Raw genomic sequence first — 19793 nt, 5'->3', positions numbered from 1 at the left:
TATGAACAAAACAAAGTACGTTTTAGCACTTTTGGCTTGGATGTTAATCTCATTTAACCTACGAGCACAAACTGCATTTAGTATTGACGAGGCTGTAGACTATGGCATTAAAAACCATGCGAATGCAAAAAACGCAATGGTGGGCATGCAAGATGCTGAGCTACAGATAAAGGAAATTAAGGTTTCGGGCTTGCCGCAAATAAACGGTCAGTTTTCGTATACCTATAATGCCATTGTACCTTCTCAATTGATAGATGCAAAAAACTTTGACCCAACAGCTGCCGATGGCGAAGTGGTAAAGTTTAAGTTTGGGGTTCCTTGGGGCGGCCAAACGGGTATTAGCCTTAACCAATTAATATTTGACGCCACTTGGTTGGTAGGTTTAAGAGCCGCCGATACCTACAGGCTGATGGCTAAATTAGAACTTTCTAAATCTGAAGTAGCAATAGCCGAAAATGTAAAAAAAGCGTACTTCTCTGCTTTAGTAGCTGAGCAGCGTGCTACTATTCTTGACTTAAACATTGAACGTATTGACTCCGTGATTTTCCAGACAGAACAATATTACAAACAAGGTTTTGCTGAGAAAATAGACGTAGATAGGCTGCAAGTTCAAAGAAACAACTTAGTCACAGAAAGACAAAAGCTAAGCAATTTGATTTCTTTAACATACCAATTGCTTAAGTTTCAAATGGCCTTTCCGATTGACTCAAAAATAACGCTTAAAGAAAAACTTAACGAAGAAGACGTAAATAGACTAAGAACTATACTGGCTGAAGAAGTTAACCCTGACAACAGAGTTGAGTTTGCCCAATTAGAAACAAACCGTAATCTAACGTTATTAAACATAGAAAGAATCCAAAAAGGAGCTTACCCATCGGTAGGTTTTGCAGGTACATTTGGAGCTGGTCACAGTAACACCGTGTTTAACCCTTTTGAAAGATGGTTTGGGTCGTCTGCTTTAACACTTAATGTTAGAATTCCGATATACGACTCTGGCCTTAGAAGAGTGCAAGCCGACAGACAACGATTAAATCTAATAAAACTAGACAATGGAGCCGAATTGCTTAAAGAGTCATTTAAGTTAGAAAATGCACAAGCTTACACCAATCTTAAAAACGGTTTTGAGACGCTAGAGGTGCAAAAGAGAAACATGGAACTGGCTCAGGAAGTATTGCGAGTTAGTAAAATCAAGTTTCAACAAGGCTTAGGTTCGAGTTTAGAAGTTGTAAATGGAGAGTCTGACTTGAAAGCAGCTCAAAACAACTATTTCAGTGCACTTTATGATGTATTGATAGCTAAAGTAGACTTAGATAAAGCTCAAGGAAAACTAATCAAAAAATAAACTTATATAAATAAAGATATACTATAATGGAATCAAAAAACAATCGCATACTTGGTTTAGCACTTACTTTATCTATAATGATATTTGCTACTAGTTGCGGATCAAAAGAAACTAACTCTTTAGAAGGTAAAAAAGCGAAACTTACCGAGCTAAAGAAGAAACAAACTGAACTTTCAGCTGAAATTAAAGCTTTAGAGGCGGAGTTAGAAAAAGGCTCTCCTTTAAAAATAGAGAAGTCTAAATTGGTAGCAGTTTCTACCCTGACTACCACAAATTTCCAACATTTTATAGATGCTACAGGAAGAGTAGAAGCCGAAAACAATCAATTTATTACGGCTCAAGCCGGTGGTGCAATCACTAAGCTCTTTGTAAAAGAAGGAGATTTTGTAAACAAAGGCCAAACCATCGCTACAATAGATAACTCTATCTTGAGAAATAGCATGCAAGAGGTAATGATACAGCTCGAAACTGCCAAGACTATTTATGAAAGACAAAAAGCACTTTGGGACCAAAAAATAGGGACAGAAATTCAGCTTATCCAAGCAAAAACCTCGGTTGAATCTCTTGAAAAGCGAATTGCTACTTTAAAATCACAAGACGCTCTTAACGTGGTGGTTTCTCCTATATCAGGATATGTAGACGAAGTAAGATTAAAAGCAGGCGAAATGGCCGCTCCGGGAATTGGAATTGTGAGGGTAGTAAACTTTAACAACCTAAAAGTAACCGCTAATATTCCGGATACTTATGCAGGGACAATTAGTAAAGGAAACATAGCCCAAATAAACTTCCCTGATATCAGCAAGTCTACAAAAGCTTCGTTGAGTTTTGTTAGTCAAACGGTTAATCAGGTTTCAAGAACTTTTACAGTTGAGGCAAAAATTCCAGCATTTGACAAAATGTTAAAACCAAACCTTACGGCCACACTTTTGATTAATGATCAAAACAAAGCCAATGCTATTGTAATACCTGAAAACATGATTCAGAATACCGAAAAAGGAAGTATAGTGTATGTAGCTGAAGAAGAAGGTAAAAACCAAGTAGCAAGAGCCCGCCAAGTAGTAACTGGCTTAAGCTATAACGGTCAAATCGTGATAAATTCAGGCTTACAGGCTGGAGATAAAATTATCACAGAAGGCTACCAAGATATGGTAGACGGTCAAATAATTAAGTTTTAAATAAGGTAGTAAAAATATACATACCAAATGAAAGAATTGGAAGAAGACAATAGTGAACTGAACCCGAAAAAAGGGATTATATATAACCTAATCGGTTGGTTGGGAGAGAACCGTACCACTGTGTTTTTGTTGATTGGCCTTATAACACTTACAGGTTATAATATTTTCAACGGATTACCGAAAGAGCAATTTCCAGAAATAGTGGTTCCGCAGATTTACGTTAATACTGTATATGCAGGTACCGCTCCTACTGATATAGAAAACTTAATTAACAAACCCCTTGAAAATCAGATTAAGTCTGAGAAGGGTGTTAAAAAAATCAAGTCGAACGCATTGCAAGACGTTTCTATCATAATGGTAGAATTTGAAACTGACGTAGACGTACAAGTTGCCAAAGAGCGTGTTAAAAGTGCTATAGATAAAGCAAAGAAAGACTTACCGAAGGACTTAACACAAGACCCAACAGCATTAGAGGTTAACTTTTCGGAGTTTCCGATAATGAATATCAACATCACGGGTGATGTGCCTTTAGAGGTACTTAAGTCACATGCTGAAGATATTCAGGAAGTAATAGAGGGCTTGCCTGAAATTACACGTGTAGATATCGTAGGTGGACTAGACAGGGAGATTCAAATCAATATGGACCTTCAAAAAATGCAGTCTTATGGTATTACATTTGGAGACATTCAAAATGCTATACAATACGAAAACGTAAACATTTCTGGTGGTGAGTTAAATGTGGGAGAAGTAAGAAGAACCATCCGAGTAAAAGGTGAATTCTCGAAATTACAAGACCTTAAAAATATCGTAGTTAGATCAGGCCAAGGTGCTACTGCAAGGCTAAGCGAAATAGCTGACGTAGTGGATTCTAATGCGGAAAAACAAGATTTTGCAAGACTAAACAATAAGTCAGTTATAACGCTAAACATAATCAAAAGAGGCGGAGAAAACCTGATAGTGGCATCTGAAAAAATTGAGGCAATCTTAAAGGATTTTGAAGAAAATAAGCTTCCTGAAAACATTGACCTAAAAGTAACCGCCGATTCATCTGAAAGAACCAAGTCTGACTTAAATGACCTGATAAATACCGTGGTAATGGGCTTTATCTTTGTGGTATTGGTTTTGATGTTTTTCATGGGAGTTAGAGACGCCATCTTTGTGGGTCTATCTGTACCATTATCTGCCTTACTTGCATTCTATCCCTTAATGTTGATGGGCTTCACCCTTAATACCATCGTACTTTTTGCATTTTTATTGGGACTCGGTATTGTGGTAGACGACGCCATTGTTGTTATAGAAAACTCTCACCGTATTTTTAATAAATACAAACACTTGGACATTAAAGAATCGGTCAAAATAGCAGCTTCTGAAGTATTTTTGCCCGTTTTGGCTGGCACTGCTACAACTATTGCTCCATTTTTCCCCCTAATATTTTGGCCAGGAATAGTGGGTGAGTTTATGAAATACTTACCATTTACACTGATATTCACGCTTTCGGCTTCATTGGTGGTTTCATATGTAATGAACCCTGTGTTTGCCATGACATTTATGAAAAGAGACCACGAAGAAGAAGGAAACAAAGGCTTTGCAAGTCTTAAAAAACCACTTCTTATCCTTGGAGCCATAACTGCCTTGTCATATTTGATTTCAATGATTGCTAAAAGTGATACTTTCTTTGGCCTAGGTAACATTATGGTTCTGATCGTAATCCTTTATATTTTCAATCATTATGTGCTAACACCATTTATGATTGTTCCTTTCCAAGAAAAACTTTTGCCAAGACTAATTCAATCGTATAGAAATTTAATTTCTTGGATTTTAAAAGGCTGGAGACCTGCATGGATTACAGTTGCAACCTTCGGACTTTTGGTATTTACGTTTGTATTAATGGGAATATTAAAACCAAACGTAATATTCTTCCCAAGCGGAGACCCTGACTATGTGTACATCTATAACATCATGCCGATAGGTACAGATGCCAATAAAACAGACCAAATAACGAGAGAAATAGAAAAAAGAGTATTTGATGTAATTGAGAAAAATCAAGCTGAAAGTGCGATAAACTCAGTTATATCAAACGTAGGAAAAAATGCAGGAGACCCGATGAATCCTGACAGGGCCGCAACCCCGAATAAATCTAAAGTTACTGTAGCTTTTGTGGGAAAAAACGAACGAGGTAATATCTCATCTCAAAAAATGTTATCCCAGTTTAGAGAGGCATTGGTTGGCATACCTGGAACCGAAATCTCAGTAGAAAGAGAGTCAAATGGCCCTCCAACAGGTAAAGCAATTACCATAGAAGTAGTAGGAGAAGATTTTAGCAAATTGCTTGATATACAAAAGCAGGTTATTGACAAAGTAAATTCATCTGGAATAAAAGGAATAGACCTTTTAAAGTCTGATTTGGTAACAAACAAACCCGAAATAGTTGTAAACATAGACCGTAACAAAGCATCGCGTGAAGGTATCAGTTCTGCCCAAATTGCAGGAGCTATTCGTACGGCTCTTTTCGGTACCGAGGTGTCTAAGTTTAGAGACAACAAAGATGAGTATCCGATTCAGTTACGTTTAAAAGAGACAGACAGAAACAGCGTGGATAAGCTACTGTCAATGAACATAACGTATAGAGATATGAATATGGGCGGCGTGCTGAGACACGTGCCACTTTCTTCTTTAGCAAGCGTAAGTTACTCGAGTACTTTTAGCCAAATCAATAGAAAAGACAATGAGCGTATTGTAACCATTAGTTCAGATGTAACACCAGAGTTTGTAAACGAAACCACGGCTATTAACCAACAGATATTTGAAGTCTTAGCCGACATTGAACTTCCAAATGGTTATAAAATCAGACAAGGTGGTGAGCAAGAAGAGCAAAATGCTGCGATGGCATTCCTTAGCTCGGCTTTCTTATTGGCTATCATGATTATTTATATTATCCTAGCGGCTCAGTTTAACTCAATCGTTAAGCCATTTATAATCTTCGTTACCATTATCTTGAGTTTAATTGGGGTTCTATTAGGGTTTTTATTAACCGGAAAAACATTCTCCGTGATTATGTCTGGTGTCGGTATTATTGCCCTTGCAGGTATCGTGGTTAAAAACGGCATCCTAATTATTGAGTTCATCGACGAAATGAAACGTAAGGGAATGGGACTAAAAGATGCCATCATAGAAGGTGGATCGACACGTCTTACTCCCGTATTGCTTACTGCCTCATCTACCGTTTTGGGTATGATTCCATTGGCATTTGGTTTAGCCTTTGACTTTGGAGCTTTATTCGTGGACCTTAAGTGGGTTGTAACTGTTGGTGGAGACAGTGCCGTTTTCTGGAATATATTAGCATGGACCATTATATACGGATTGATATTCTCAACCTTACTTACTTTGATCATTATTCCTTGTTTATATTATTTAAATGAGCGAGCAAAAGTGAAGTTTTGGGGAGCTAAATAATTGATAAATTACGAATGAGGCCTTTTGGAATTCCAAAGGGCCTTATTTTTTTATATATACAAAAATGATATATCACATCGCAAATAAATCGCAGTGGCAAGTAGCCCAAAAAACAGGAGCATACACGCCGGAAACATTTGAAGTTGAAGGATTTATTCACATGTCTACCAATGACCAAGTATCGGGCGTTTTAGACAGGTATTACACAAACCAAGCTGAGCTTGTATTGCTTTTCATTAACGAAAATCAGGTAATACCCGAGCTCAAGTATGAAAAAGCTACCAACGATGAGCTTTTCCCACATTTATATGGCCCACTAAACCTTGAAGCCGTAGTAAAAACCTACGAAGGAGACTATACTTCACTGAAAGTTTTAAGTTTAAATTTGGCTTAAATAATTAGCTCAACTTTAATCCGATAGATTCTAACAACAACGAAGCATTAAAACTTCTACAAATGCCGGGTTTTAGTTTGTAATCAAAACTAAGATCGGAGCCTTGTGTGGCATATTCGAAATAATAGTTTTTTACCGATTCAGGAAACTCATCTGATATTTCGGTCATACGGAGGTCGTGCGTAGCCACCAAAGAAGGAGCTTTTGCAAGCACAAAACGTTTCAACAAAGCCATTGAGCCCGAAAGCTTATCTTCCGAATTGGTTCCGCGTAGCATTTCGTCTATTAAATACAAATACCTGCCCTTTTTGTCCAATGCTTCTAAGATCAGTTTAATTCGTTCTATTTCTGCCTTAAACGTAGATGCATTTTGTTGCAAAGAATCTGTGATACGCATGTAGCAAACTGGAATCAAACCAATTTTTGAGACAAATTTTTGAGCAAAAACAGGTCCGCCCTGATTGGCCAAAATAAGGTTAATACCTAAAGTGCGTAAAAAAGTACTTTTGCCCGACATGTTAGAACCCGTAATGAGGTTGAGTAAGTTTGTGGAGTTGAGCTCAAAATCGTTGCAGACGGCCTCGTTTAAGCCTATAAGCGGATGCCCAACTTGTTTTAAGTCCAAATACTCTTCTTGATTGTCCTGAAAAACGGGCATAGACCAACTTGGGTTATTAAATTTTAATCTGGCAATGCTCGTCATGTATTCAAGGCTGCCAATACTCGATAAAATTCGCTCAAAAAACTTCGGATTCTTTTCCAGCCATTTCTTCATTTTTAAAGTTTCGTATGCCTCAAAAGGCACAAATAGCGTCATAAAAATTGAGGCTATTAGGTTTTTTCTAATTTCTAACCTTTTTACTATTCGCTCAAAACTAGCAATAGGATTCTCTGCTTTTGTTCCCAAATTAGGAAAATCAGTAAGAGCATTATGTATGGCTTCCGATTCAAATTTTTGATTGGCAATAAGGTCAGACGCCTTGGAATAGCTATAAAGTGCTTGGCTCGAAATAGAAAACTGCTGTAGAAATGGCTCTGTCACTTTTTTGTTGAGACCATTCAAATAAAAATTAAAGAAAAATATGCCGCCAATCACATAACCCATTTGGTCAAAAAAGTACAAATAACTTAACACAATAGCTCCCACCCAAACCAAAGGAATAAGTTTAGAATACCACCAAATAAAACCCGAAAGCTTAAGTTCAGGCTGCTCCACTTGGTCTATTTCTATGTTTTGCTTGTTATCTGATTCTATCTGATTTGGAATATCAACCAAGGACGCCAAGAATTCATTGGCCCAATCGTTTTTTTCTACTAACTCACTTACCGCGGCTTGTTTTTGATTTATACTCGTTACAGAATCTTCGATGGTCAAAAGCCCCACACTTAGCTTCTCTGCACCTTTGGAGGTCTTAGTTCGGTTTAAAAAATGGAACAAACTCCCCTTTCCAAACAAATCTAAATCGGCCGAAAAAATATGTGTTCCGTCTGTAAACTTACTCCCATTTTCGTAATTTTTATTTGGCTTTCCCGAAAGCACCTCGATTTCGTTTTCGAAAAGACTTCTTTTGTTTTTTAACTGTTTGAGTTCAGCATCTTGCTTTTCATGAAATTTTACTAAAAAATAAAACCCCCCGATATAAACCACCGCAAACAAAACACCCAATATCAAGTGAAACTCGAAGCTTTTTACTAATACATATAAACCGACAACAATTAAAGCCAACCTAAACATAGAGGTTTTGCCATGTTTTTTTTGAAGAATCTCAAGTTCAGTTTTTATAGAACTTAGCTGTGTTTGGTAATACGGTATCATTTTATTTATGAGGGTTGAAAGGCTATTTTTTTTAGATATAATTGCCTTATATTTAGCAGAAACAGATACTTTGAAAATAAAGTTTTTTTAACAAAAAAAACATTGGTTTTATTTTAAGCAGTTTCAAGTTCAAAAAAATAAAACCTTCCGAAATGAAGGAATCTAAACCAACTTAAAATTATTGAAGCCTCCAAGACTTCTTTCTCCCAAAAGCTTCTTTTCTATAAAATTTATAACTCTGTATTTTGTTTTTTCATGCTTCATTATGGGCCTATTTATACACGTTGGGCCACTAAACCTCAGCGTGTTTTCCCAGTCCAATTCCTTGATTCTTTGCTGCATAACCGCCGGATGAGAGGCCTTTTCGAACACCTCGCAATAATCTAAGCGGCCATAATCAAAGTTTTCATCATAAATATCTGAACTTCCCAAACCATAGTTTTCTTGAGCTGTCTGACTTTTTGCTTTCATAGCCCACGGTGGCCGCACCCAGCCATAGTGAAAAATTCGAGCCTCTATCAATTTACAATTTAACTTACGAGTGCCTTCTTTTCTGAAATAATCATTCCCCTCAAAATTTGGGATAACCCGAAACGACTGAGCATCTTTCCACGAATGTACATCAGCCAAATTTCTGATTATTCTGATTTCTTTTCTATACCAGCAATGATCATGAAAGTAATGCTCATAGTCTCCAAAAAAATGCAAATATTTAAACACAAACCCTTCTATCTTCTTATCGTTTTGATAGGCTTCACATGCTTCTTTTATTACTGAGATATCATTTTCGTGTATGACTTCATCTCCTTGTAAGTAAAACAACCAATCTCCCGTACAATGGCTCTTCGCAATATCCGTTTGATGTGCGTATTCAGACCCGCCGCCATAGGTGTTTAGGTCCCAAACAGTATGTATAATTTTGATTTTATCAGAAGAGATTTTTGACAAAAGCTCCAAAGTATTATCGTCTTCGTCTCCCTGACCTACGGCTATCACAAACTCGTCTACTAGGTCCAAAATAGAATTAATAGACTCTAAAACCGGGTAATACAGCTTGTTTGCATTCCTCAAAAACGTAAATCCACTAATGCTCATTTCAAAAAATTAAATTCTTGTTTAGATTTTCACCCAAAAATGCATCAAAAAGTTCAAAATCACCGAACATCCTCCATTTATTAAAAAGAAAATCAAATATGGAGACAAAGACCGAAATAGTAGAGTTTTGAACATAAGAGTGTGAATTTTAGGATATTTCGTCTTAAAAAATTCGTTTTAGTTTTTGAATCCTTATTTTTGTTTTATGTCCTCATTTTTTGATACCAAAATAGAATTCCTGAAGGGTGTAGGTGCCCAAAGAGCCGAACTGCTTAACAAAGAGTTAGGGATTTTCACTTATGGTGACCTGATAGAATATTACCCGTTTAGGCACGAAGACCGGTCAAAGTTTCATTACATAAGAGACTTAAACGAAGAAATGCCTGCCGCTCAGATAAAAGGCCGACTTACCAGTATAGAAACCATTGGTTCGGGACATAAACAACGTCTTATAGCAAATTTTCAAGACGCTACCGGCAACATGGAGTTGCTTTGGTTTCAAGGTGTAAATTGGTTTTTAAAATCGCTAAGAATAAATGGCGAATACATCGTTTATGGCAAACCAACGATGTTTGGAGGGAGGTTTTCGATCACACACCCAGAAATAGAATTAATAAATCCGGCGAAAGACCAATCGGGATATTTTATGCCGGTGTACTCTCTCACTGAAAAGCTTCGCAAAAAATTTATTGACAGTAAACTTATAGCGTCTTGGCAGAAAAATCTTTTACAAATAGCCGATCCATACATAAGCGAAACGCTGCCCAAGGAAATAATAGAAAAGTATAGGCTCGTTCCTAAAAACATTTCGCTTTGGTGGCTTCATGCACCCAAAAACTACGATGAACTGCATCAGTCTCACCGACGACTAAAGTTTGAGGAGCTTTTTTATAATCAGCTAAAGCTTATAAGCCTTAGTTTGGTTAGAAAAAACGAATATTCTGGGCAGGTATTTAACCAAGCGGGTTTAATTACAGATTTTGTAAGCAATCATTTGCCATTTGAACTTACGGGAGCTCAAAAAAGAGTTCTAACTGAAATATACCAAGACCTAAAGTCAGGCAAGCAAATGAATCGCTTGGTACAAGGGGACGTAGGAAGCGGCAAAACCATAGTGGCTTTTATCTCAATGCTCGCCGTGATAGAAGGTGGAGCACAGGCCTGCTTGATGGCTCCAACCGAAATTTTAGCCCAACAACATTTTACGAATCTTAAAAAATTTGGTGATGCTTTGGGCCTAGAAGTAGCAATACTAACGGGCTCATCTAAGAAAAAAGAAAGAGAAAAAATACACACAAGTCTATTAGACGGAAGCCTGAAAATATTAGTAGGCACACATGCTTTGTTAGAAGACATCGTGCAGTTTGAGAACCTTGGGCTCTGTGTTATTGACGAGCAACACCGATTTGGAGTAGCTCAAAGAGCCAAGCTTTGGGAGAAAAACAAAAATTTCTACCCACACATGATGGTCATGACCGCCACGCCAATACCAAGAACACTCGCGATGACGCTTTTTGGTGATCTCGATCACTCCGAAATAGACGAAATGCCACCCGGTAGAAAGCCAATTATAACTGTGCATAGATATGACGCCAACCGCCTTACTGTTTTTCAGTTTATGCGAGATGAACTTAAACTCGGAAGGCAAATCTATATCGTATACCCGCTTATCGAAGAATCTGAAAAACTGGATCTAAAAAACTTGCAAGACGGGTATGAGTCTATTTCTAGAGCTTTTCCTGGAGTCCCGCTGAGTATTGTTCATGGCAAAATGAAGCCCAAAGACAAAGAATACGAAATGCAACGATTTAAAAAAGGCGAAACCAAAATAATGGTTGCTACTACTGTTATAGAAGTAGGTGTGGATGTGCCCAACGCCTCCATTATGGTCATAGAAAACGCCGAGCGTTTCGGCTTATCGCAGCTTCACCAGCTAAGAGGGCGAGTGGGTAGAGGAGCCGAGCAGTCATATTGTATTCTTATAACAGACTATAAATTATCGAAAGACACCAAAGTGAGGCTAGACACTATGGTGAGAACCGAGAACGGTTTTGAAATTTCTCAGGTAGACTTAGAACTAAGAGGGCCCGGTGACCTTTCCGGAACGCAACAAAGTGGTCTTGTAGATTTGAAAATTGCCAACCTTGCTAAAGACGAACGAATATTAAAAGTAGCCCGCGAAGAGGCATTTGAGGTACTTAACGTTGACCCAAAATTCGAGCTACCTGCAAACCTTCCGATTAAAAATCATATTTCTAAAATCAAAAACAAAGAACTTAGCTGGAGTAAGATAAGCTAGTATCTATATATAAAACCATCAGTATAGGAGTTTGATTCAAGAATTATTTTATATTTACTTAAGATAATATTCAACCTTTTTATAACATGGAAGCCTTTAACATTAACCGCAGAAACTTTTTGAAGTCTGCCTCTGCTACTCTTGCTTTATCGCATTTTGGCCTATCCGGAATCGACTTAATCAACCCTAAAAAACCTTATAAAGTAGCCTTGATTGGTACAGGCTGGTATGGAAAAAGCGATTTGTTTCGGCTCATTCAAGTAGTGCCTATAGAAGTAATAGCCCTTTGCGATGTGGACAAAAACATACTTTCACATGCTGCAAATATGGTTAGCCAAAGACAAAAATCAGGCAAAACGCCAAAACTTTATTCGGACTACCAAAAACTCTTAAAAGAAAACGAACTAGACCTTGTGCTGATTGGCACTCCTGATCATTGGCATGCCTTGCAAATGATTGACGCCGTAAAGGCCGGAGCCCATGTGTATGTACAAAAACCCATTAGTGTGGACGTAATGGAAGGCGAAGCCATGGTTGCTGTAGCTAGAAAATACAATAAAGTAGTCCAAGTGGGCACACAAAGGAAAAGTACTCCTCACCTCATTGAAGCCAAAAAAAACATCATAGATGCTGGACTATTGGGTAAAATAAAACATGTAGAAATGTGTTGCTACTACCACATGAGAAACAACGGCAACCCTCTTGTCGAAGCAGTTCCTGATTTTTTAGATTATGAAGCTTGGACTGGACCCGCACAACTTAGACCATATGATGGCATTCCACACAGAAGGTGGTGGCGTGCTTTTATGGAATATGGAAACGGCATAACAGGAGACATGTGTGTGCATATGTTTGACACTGCCCGATGGATGTTGGGCTTGGGGTGGCCAGAAAAAATCAGCTCTGTTGGGGGTATTTATGTACAAACAGAAGGAAAGTCAAATATTTCGGATACTCAAACTGCGGTTTTTGAGTACCCAGACCTCAACTGTGTTTGGCAGCACAGAACTTGGGGCACCGCTCCTGACCCCGAATACCCTTGGGCCTTGTTTATTTATGGAGAAAAGGGTACCCTTAAACTTTCCACCATGCAATATGATTTTATTCCAGAAGGGAAAGGAGAAAAAATACATAAAAACGTGGTTTACGAAAAAGAAAAGTATCCCGAAGACCTAAAAGAAGATATGATTGAGCTACATGCTGCTCCTGCTACCCGATTGCATATGTTAGATTTTGTAGCTGCCATAAATAACAAAAGCAGGCCAATAGCAGATATTGAACAAGGTCATATCTCTACCGCCTGCTGTATATTGGCAAACATCTCGATGGAACTTAAAAGGCCTTTAAAATATGACCCAGTAAACAAAATAGTCAAAAATGACCCCGAGGCAACCCTAAAGTTAAGTAGAGCCTACAGGAGCCCATTTAAGCACCCTGACTATAGAAACATTTAGAATTAGCGTCTTCGGCTATTCGAATAACGGTCATTTCTACTTTTTCCGTTATTTCTGTTTCCATACCTATTATCATTATGCCTATAGGCTCGGTTATAGCTGCGTGGTGGGTTTCTATGTCGGTAGTTTCTGTAAGCATAGTTTGGGCGAGGCGTAACCACATATACCCTGTTATTGTATGGCCTGCGGTGTCCATAATAGTCGTGATGCACACAGCTAGACAATGACAAGCCAATAGCAAGTATAGCTATGACCAAGAATTTAAATTTCATGTTTTTCATATCAGTAAAATTATAAGTTGAACATTTCTTATAAGATGATATAAACGCTAAAAGGATGCACAGGGATCTGTTAACACTTTGTTAAACCCGATTTAAGCATCAGAAAATCTATTGCGACCTTAAATTACTGCAAATCAGTACGTAAACCTCCTTAAATTTAATCACCAAGCTGTACTATGCTGATTAAATTTAAGTGTCTGATTTATTGCAATTTAAGCCCTCATAACGAAGTCCTAATGTATAAACCGGGTTAAAACAAAAATGCCCATCGACTTTCGTGAATGGGCATTTTTAATATTTAAGAATCTAAGATTTAGAACATTTTAGCTCTGTTGTCTTTGATTTTGGCTTTTTCTCTTATGATTTGCTCACCAATGTATCCTGTTCTTCCTAGGCCTGTACGTTGAGCTAGTTGCTCTTTGTACAATGAGTAGTCAGCTATTGCCGGAGCAGCGGTTTTTGCTATCGTTTCCATAACAAATACACCCGACTCACCTTGGAAAGGCTTGCTTCTTTTTCCTGCTTTTTGTCCAAATAGTTTACCTAAAGCAATTGGATCAAAACCGGCACTATTTAACATTCCGCTAAAGAAATTAATATCTGCTACTTCTTCAACCAAAGCACCAGCACCATATTTTTTAGAAACATCTTCTAGGCTACCTTTTGCATCTCCTAGCTTTGCAAGAATCTTCTCTGCTTTTTTATCATTTCTGATTTTAGCTAATATTTGATCTTTAAAGTCCATTGCTTTCGGAGAATCTTTATCTGACCCTGATTTTACACCAGCAATCACATAGTTGTCACCCAAAACAAACACTCTGTCAGCTACATCGCCAATTTCGATATCTTTACCATAAGACCACAACACTATCTCTCTAGCGTTTTGAATCGTATTTATGTTAGTCGACTGAGGCATTACGTTCTCGGCGGTTAACAATATCAATGAATTGTCTTTTTTAACCGCAGCTTCTAAATCTGCAACAGTTTTAGATGCGGCTCTTAATTTTTCAGCTTTTGTATAAATTTCGTTTGAAGAAGATTCTCCTACTTGAAGTTCTTTGCTAATAGTAGCCAATTTGTATAAAGTATTGCTTTTAGCTTCAGTAACTTTAACGATGTGGTAACCAAAATCAGTTACTACCAAGTTAGGAATAACTCCAGTACCAGAGAAACCAAAAATTGCGTTTTCAAACGGTTTAACCATTTGCCCGTTGTTTTTGAAAGTACCCAAGTCACCGCCTTGTTGAGCAGTACCGTCAGTGCCGTATTGTCTAGCCAAAGTAGCGAAGTCTGCACCTGCTTTGATTTGATTTAAAACATCTGTTGCAGTTTGTCTTGCTGTGGCTCTCACGCTATCAGACATAGTAGAGTCTGCTCTAATCAAAATATGACTTGCTCTAGCAGTATATAATGAATCTGTAGTTATACCTTCGTATTTGTGAATAGTATATGTGTTTCCTTCTTTGAATGGCCCTATTAATCCACCAACTATAGTACCTGAGATAGCAGCTTTAACTTCGTTGCTAACTTCAGCTGGAGTTTTAAGATATGGAGATCTGATGTCAGAATTAGCAGAAGCATACGCCTGTGGGTCAGCAGCAGATGCCAATCCTTTAGCCAAGTTTCTGATTTCAGTATTAAGAGCCGCACTGTCTTCTTTAGTAGGTATCACTTGGAATGATACATAAGAAATAGCTCTGCTATCAAATGCATTAAATTCTTCTTTGTGTTTGCTGTAGTAATCTTTGATTTCACTATCTTCTACTTTTATAGTAGAATCTTGGATGCTATAGAAAGGAACATACAAGAACTTACCGCTAGCTTTTTCGGTTTGAGCCATATAATCAGCTTTTCCTTCTGCTTGCGTAATGTACGAAGTCTTGTTTAACAAGTTTGTATACTTCTCTCTAAGTCTGATTTGCTTAAGTTCTCTTTTAAAATTATCCCACATTGCTTTTTGAGCAGCTGGCATCGTATTATTTGTGTAAGAACGGATAAATTCAGCGTGTTGAGCAGCGTTGAAATTTCCAGCTTGGTCAGAAAACTGTTGTTTTACATACGGGTGCATGTTTTTTGTACCTTGAATAAGCTCTCTTAACTCATCGTCAGAAACGGTAAGTCCAAGCTTCTCAAATTCGGCTACATATACATTGTCATATATAAGTTTTTCCCAAACTTGCTCTCTAATCTGTGCAATATCTTGCTCAGTAGCAGACCTGCCTGTAGACATTTCAAACTGTTGTCTTTGAGCCTCTACTAGGTTCATAAATTGTTGATAATCAATTTCTGTACCATTGATTTCACCCAACTTGTTACTAGATGAACCAAAAAGACCACCACCGCGGTTTGAGAATATATCACCACCCACGATAAACAATAACAACGCTACGGCAATTACCGCCACTGCTATTCCTGATCTTTCTCTAATTTTGTTTACTATTGCCATTTTGTTCTAAAAAAAACTGATTTTCAATAATTATTAATTCCTGTGTAATTTTTTCGAGGTGCAAAAATAGAAATATTCCTATTGATTATCAAAGAATTCTATTTTTAGATTGTTTTATTTTTTTACAAGTATTATGCCACTCTTAAAAAATCAAAAGTTTGCACCCTTAGTTTTGGTCTCCAATCGGATTAAAAACATGTCTGAGGTAATGAAAAGCGTGCTGCCGTCTTCTCCCCATGCAAGGTTAGATGTTGGTGCTGGAATTTCTATTCTACCCAAAAGTTTTCCGTTTTTATTTAATACTAAAACCCCTCCCGGACCACTTGTAAACACATTTCCGTCTTTATCAACCTTTAGTCCATCTGGTGCCCCTGACTTTCCTTCCGCGTTTAAATAAGAAGCATCAAAAAACAAAGTGCCTACTCCAAGGCTACCGTCGGTTTTTATTGGGTATTTCATGATGTATGCTTTCGTGTCTGACTGAGCCACATATAATATTTTATGATCGGGCGACAAAGCCACACCATTTGGACGGGTCAAATCTTTAATTTCGAGGGTAGTTACTCCTTTTGGTGAAATTCTATATACCCCAAATAGGTCAATTTCGCGAGAAGGGTCATTCTCATGCTCGGGCAATCCGTATGGAGGATCTGTAAAATAAATATCCCCAGCCCTGCTTTGCACAAGATCATTTGGGCTGTTATATCTTTTGCCTTCCCAATGTGCCGAAAGTGTCACTTTACCTCCACGTTTATCTATCGGAACTTTCGAGATTCTTCTGTCGCCATGTTCGCAAAGCAAAAGCTCTCCGTCATTTGAGATAGTTAGTCCGTTGCTTCCTGGCTCGTTTGAGTATGGAAAAACACCCGTGTACCCTGATGGATTCATGAATACACTAACGCCTTCTGCACGCGTCCATTTGTAAATTGTATTTTTGGGAACATCCGAAAAAAGCAAAAAGCCGCCTTTCTTTACCCAAATTGGCCCTTCTGACCACTCAAAAGTGTCTGCCAATATTTCTAATTTAGCATTTGGAGCGATCAAAGTTGAAAACTCTTTTTCTATCGGAATAAATTTGCCAAATTCTTGACCGTGGCTATTCAGTACACTCATAAAAAAAAACACCGTTAATACTTTTGTATTCATTATTTGAATATTTAAACTCAAATATAGCCTTTCTTTTCAAAAAATTTAATTTTGCTTGAAAAGCTGAATCCAAAAACCTCTACGGTGTTTTTCTAAAAATCTATATAAACTGAGTGCTTATTTTTTCTCAAAAATCAAATACGTCCCTCCATCTCTAGAAGGAACAGTGGTTTTAGGAAATGTACCTATTAAACACTTGCCTTCTGAAATTTTAAGTTCTTTAGAATTACTTAAAAACTCAAAAAAGCGAGATTCGCATTGCATCAGCTCAGGAGGACCGGCCATTTTAGTACTTCCAACTGCCCCAACAGCTATAGATGCTATTTTTTTATCGGTGTCAAAATCTGTTATTTCGAAACTTCCAAAAAACGAATTTATAGTTGATTTTCCCGAAAACTTATAGGTGTTTTTCTTGTCAGTATCTTGGCTTATTTCAAACGTGATTTCTGGTGGGTTTGCGTTTTCGTAGCCACATGGCGTGTCAATAGCATCACCTAAAAAATAATTTTTCAAAACCCACTTGCCACTCAAGTCGGCAGGTTCGATGGATTCGGGGCTCACCTTGGTGCACGAGTCTACGCTTAAAAGTGGAACCATAAAAAGTAAAATTAATAACCTATACATATAATTTGTGTTTAATATCACTTAGACTTCATATTAGCCCAAAAGGTTGGAATCTAAATTAACCAAGCACCAGTTCCCGGTTTTTGATTGTACACTATCTTTCCATTTTCGAGGCTTACGCCTTTAGCGGGGTCATTGGCAATAAGCATGGCTCCGTCCATGTCTACATAGTCAAGCAAAGACGCCAAATGCCCAATAGCCGAAATGCCTACACTGCTTTCTGTCATACAGCCCATCATAACTTTTAGGTTATTTTCTCTCGCCATTTTTATCATTCTCAAAGCAGGCGTAATGCCTCCACACTTGGCCAATTTAATGTTTATGCCCGAAAAATTTCCAATACACTTTTCTACGTCTGCTTCAGAAACACAACTTTCGTCGGCCATAATTGGTAAACAGGTATGTTTCATCACGTCTTTCATACCCTCCAGGTTGTCGCTCTTGAGTGGTTGTTCTATAAACTCTACACCTAACTTTTTAAGTTCTATGGCGTTTTTTATGGTTTCGTCTACGCCCCAACCCGTGTTAGCATCTACTCTAAAAACGGCATCAGTAACCGACCTAAGGGCCTTAACTATTTCTATGTCGTTTTCGGTGCCTAGTTTTATTTTATAAATCGGAAAGTCAAACTCTTTTAGTCTTTCTATCATTACCGAAATCTCGTCTATACCAATGGTGTAGTTAGACAGCGGAGCTTTATTTAGATTTATCCCTAAAGCAACGTTAAGTGGTTTTTGCTGTTTTTTAGCCCAAAAATCATATGCTGCGATGTCGACCGCACATTGTACAAAGGTATTGGTTCCTAAAAATGGAGCTAGCTGTTTCCAATACTCAAAAGGAGAATCCCATGCAGTATCTTCAATGGCTTCTTTGTTTTCTAAAACCAGTTTTTCCATTACTTCGGGAGTAATTCCGTAGTATGGCACTGGAGTGGCTTCGCCAAGGCCAACTGTGTCACCCTCTGAAAGTTCTAAAATGAAGGTTTGTGTTTCGTATCTAATACCATGGGCAATACGAAATGGGTATTTGTTTTTTAAAGAAAAGACGTGCGTTTTTACCTGCATTTTGTATTTAAATAATTAGATTAGTTCCATTTCAAAAAGGTCAGAAAGATGCTTTTTTAAAGCAACAGCCACTTCTTGCATATCAACAGGCTTTCCTAACTCAGACTCCATACTACACACGGCTTTGTCGTCAATACCACAAGGCACTATGTTTTTGAAATATCCGAGGTCCGTATTTACATTAAGAGCAAAACCGTGCATGGTTACCCATCGGCTTGACTTCACGCCCATCGCACAAATTTTTCTTGGGCTTTCAGGGTTTATCCATACGCCCGTTAATCCTTCTATTCGTTCTCCTTTTATTCCAAAATCCGCAATTGTCAAAATTATGGCTTCTTCCAGCAGTCGCATGTATTTGTGAATATCTGTAAAGAAATTGTCTAAATCAAGCACCGGATACCCAACTAACTGACCTGGGCCGTGATAGGTAATGTCTCCTCCTCTATTTATTTTATAAAAACTCGCTTTTTTTAATTCTAAACCCTCCTCATCAAGCAAAAGATGCTCTTGTTTACCGCTTTTGCCTAATGTATACACATGCGGATGCTGACAAAACACCAAGTAGTTTGGCGTTTCTAATTCCGAACTATCCGTTCGGTTTTTTATCTTGATATCTACTATTTCTTTAAAAATACCTTCTTGAAAGTCCCAGGCTTCTTGATAGTCTTTTAGACCTAAGTCTAAAAACTTAACTTTTTTATTCTTCATCAAACCATTTATCTTTAATACTCCAAAACCACAATTTTGTAAAAAGCATTCTAAACCAGGCAAATTTAAGAAAAAATGAGCGAGAAATTAGATAAAGGAAGGGAGGGCGAAGATTACGCAGTCAAATATTTAAAATCAAAGGGCTTTAACATAATTACACGAAATTTTACCTCTCGAAATTCGGAGATAGACATTATTTGTTCAAAAGAAGACATGCTGGTTTTTGTAGAAGTAAGAATGAAAGTAAATGCCGACTACGGCTTTCCCGAAAACTCGATGTCAAAAGCCAAAAAAAATGCCATACTTCGTGGTGCAGAAGCTTATCTTGACGCTCACCCATGGGAAGGCGAAGCCCGGTTTGATTTTATTTCGATATTAGAAAAACCTACTTTTGAGATATTACACTTCGAAGATGCCTTCTTTTAAAAAGTTTTAAACAGAATATCGCCTTTTGGCTGATTATTTGCAGTTGTGAGTGAGAGCATTTTAGCTCTCC

At 37.7% G+C, this 19793-nt stretch carries 15 protein-coding genes; 7 read left to right on the top strand and 8 right to left on the bottom strand.

What is annotated here, in order from left to right:
• Position 1 precedes the first annotated feature (1 nt).
• The 4 genes from ACFOOI_RS15710 (at position 2) to ACFOOI_RS15695 (ending at position 6364) form a co-directional block, all read left to right on the top strand.
• A complete protein-coding gene (locus ACFOOI_RS15710; RefSeq protein WP_379838971.1) occupies positions 2 to 1342 on the top strand; it encodes a TolC family protein in 1341 nt (446 codons plus the stop codon).
• A gap of 26 nt (positions 1343 to 1368) precedes the next feature.
• Positions 1369 to 2517 (top strand): efflux RND transporter periplasmic adaptor subunit, encoded by a 1149-nt coding sequence (locus ACFOOI_RS15705; RefSeq protein WP_379838970.1) that lies wholly within the window; start codon positions 1369 to 1371, stop codon positions 2515 to 2517.
• A 27-nt stretch (positions 2518 to 2544) separates the two neighbouring features.
• Entirely contained in the window at positions 2545 to 5970 is a 3426-nt protein-coding gene (locus ACFOOI_RS15700; protein WP_379838969.1) for an efflux RND transporter permease subunit, read from the top strand.
• A gap of 64 nt (positions 5971 to 6034) precedes the next feature.
• Entirely contained in the window at positions 6035 to 6364 is a 330-nt protein-coding gene (locus tag ACFOOI_RS15695) for a DUF952 domain-containing protein (protein WP_379838968.1), read from the top strand.
• A 4-nt stretch (positions 6365 to 6368) separates the two neighbouring features.
• On the opposite strand, the gene ACFOOI_RS15690 is transcribed toward ACFOOI_RS15695, so the two are convergent.
• The gene (locus ACFOOI_RS15690) at positions 6369 to 8180 is read right to left on the bottom strand and encodes a MutS-related protein (RefSeq protein ID WP_379838967.1); all 1812 of its coding nucleotides are present in this window, start codon (positions 8178 to 8180) and stop codon (positions 6369 to 6371) included.
• Between the two features lie 162 nt (positions 8181 to 8342).
• The gene (locus ACFOOI_RS15685) at positions 8343 to 9275 is read right to left on the bottom strand and encodes a glycosyltransferase family 2 protein (RefSeq protein ID WP_379838966.1); all 933 of its coding nucleotides are present in this window, start codon (positions 9273 to 9275) and stop codon (positions 8343 to 8345) included.
• 205 nt (positions 9276 to 9480) lie between these two features.
• On the opposite strand from ACFOOI_RS15685, the gene recG reads away from it, so the two are divergent.
• Together recG and ACFOOI_RS15675 are read left to right on the top strand one after the other, a co-directional pair.
• On the top strand, positions 9481 to 11574 hold the full coding sequence (gene recG, locus ACFOOI_RS15680; protein WP_379838965.1) for an ATP-dependent DNA helicase RecG: 2094 nt from the start codon (positions 9481 to 9483) through the stop codon (positions 11572 to 11574).
• Positions 11575 to 11660: 86 nt separating this feature from the next.
• Positions 11661 to 13028: a Gfo/Idh/MocA family protein gene (locus ACFOOI_RS15675; protein WP_379838964.1), complete on the top strand. Its 1368-nt coding sequence runs from the start codon at positions 11661 to 11663 to the stop codon at positions 13026 to 13028.
• Positions 13029 to 13030: 2 nt separating this feature from the next.
• Here ACFOOI_RS15675 and ACFOOI_RS15670 read toward each other — a convergent pair whose 3' ends face one another.
• The 6 genes from ACFOOI_RS15670 to lipB all read right to left on the bottom strand — a co-directional run bounded on the left by ACFOOI_RS15670 (position 13031) and on the right by lipB (position 19297).
• Entirely contained in the window at positions 13031 to 13300 is a 270-nt protein-coding gene (locus ACFOOI_RS15670) for a hypothetical protein (protein ID WP_379838963.1), read from the bottom strand.
• 322 nt (positions 13301 to 13622) lie between these two features.
• Complete coding sequence (locus tag ACFOOI_RS15665) at positions 13623 to 15755, bottom strand: SurA N-terminal domain-containing protein (RefSeq protein WP_379838962.1); 2133 nt, start codon at positions 15753 to 15755, stop codon at positions 13623 to 13625.
• A 150-nt stretch (positions 15756 to 15905) separates the two neighbouring features.
• A complete protein-coding gene (locus ACFOOI_RS15660) occupies positions 15906 to 16901 on the bottom strand; it encodes an SMP-30/gluconolactonase/LRE family protein (RefSeq protein WP_379838961.1) in 996 nt (331 codons plus the stop codon).
• 117 nt (positions 16902 to 17018) lie between these two features.
• Positions 17019 to 17525 (bottom strand): META domain-containing protein, encoded by a 507-nt coding sequence (locus tag ACFOOI_RS15655; protein ID WP_379838960.1) that lies wholly within the window; start codon positions 17523 to 17525, stop codon positions 17019 to 17021.
• Between the two features lie 53 nt (positions 17526 to 17578).
• Positions 17579 to 18589, bottom strand: a complete 1011-nt coding sequence (locus ACFOOI_RS15650; protein WP_379838959.1) for a dipeptide epimerase — start codon at positions 18587 to 18589, stop codon at positions 17579 to 17581.
• A 15-nt stretch (positions 18590 to 18604) separates the two neighbouring features.
• A complete protein-coding gene (lipB, locus tag ACFOOI_RS15645; RefSeq protein ID WP_379838958.1) occupies positions 18605 to 19297 on the bottom strand; it encodes a lipoyl(octanoyl) transferase LipB in 693 nt (230 codons plus the stop codon).
• 75 nt (positions 19298 to 19372) lie between these two features.
• On the opposite strand from lipB, the gene ACFOOI_RS15640 reads away from it, so the two are divergent.
• Entirely contained in the window at positions 19373 to 19723 is a 351-nt protein-coding gene (locus ACFOOI_RS15640; RefSeq protein ID WP_379838957.1) for a YraN family protein, read from the top strand.
• Positions 19724 to 19793 lie beyond the last annotated feature (70 nt).

This window comes from Lacihabitans lacunae (genome assembly GCF_042649125.1).
Taxonomy (GTDB): Bacteria; Bacteroidota; Bacteroidia; order Cytophagales; family Spirosomataceae; genus Leadbetterella; species Leadbetterella lacunae.
The sequence above is the reverse complement of the archived record's forward strand: the minus strand, read 5'-3'. Positions and strand labels throughout refer to the sequence as shown.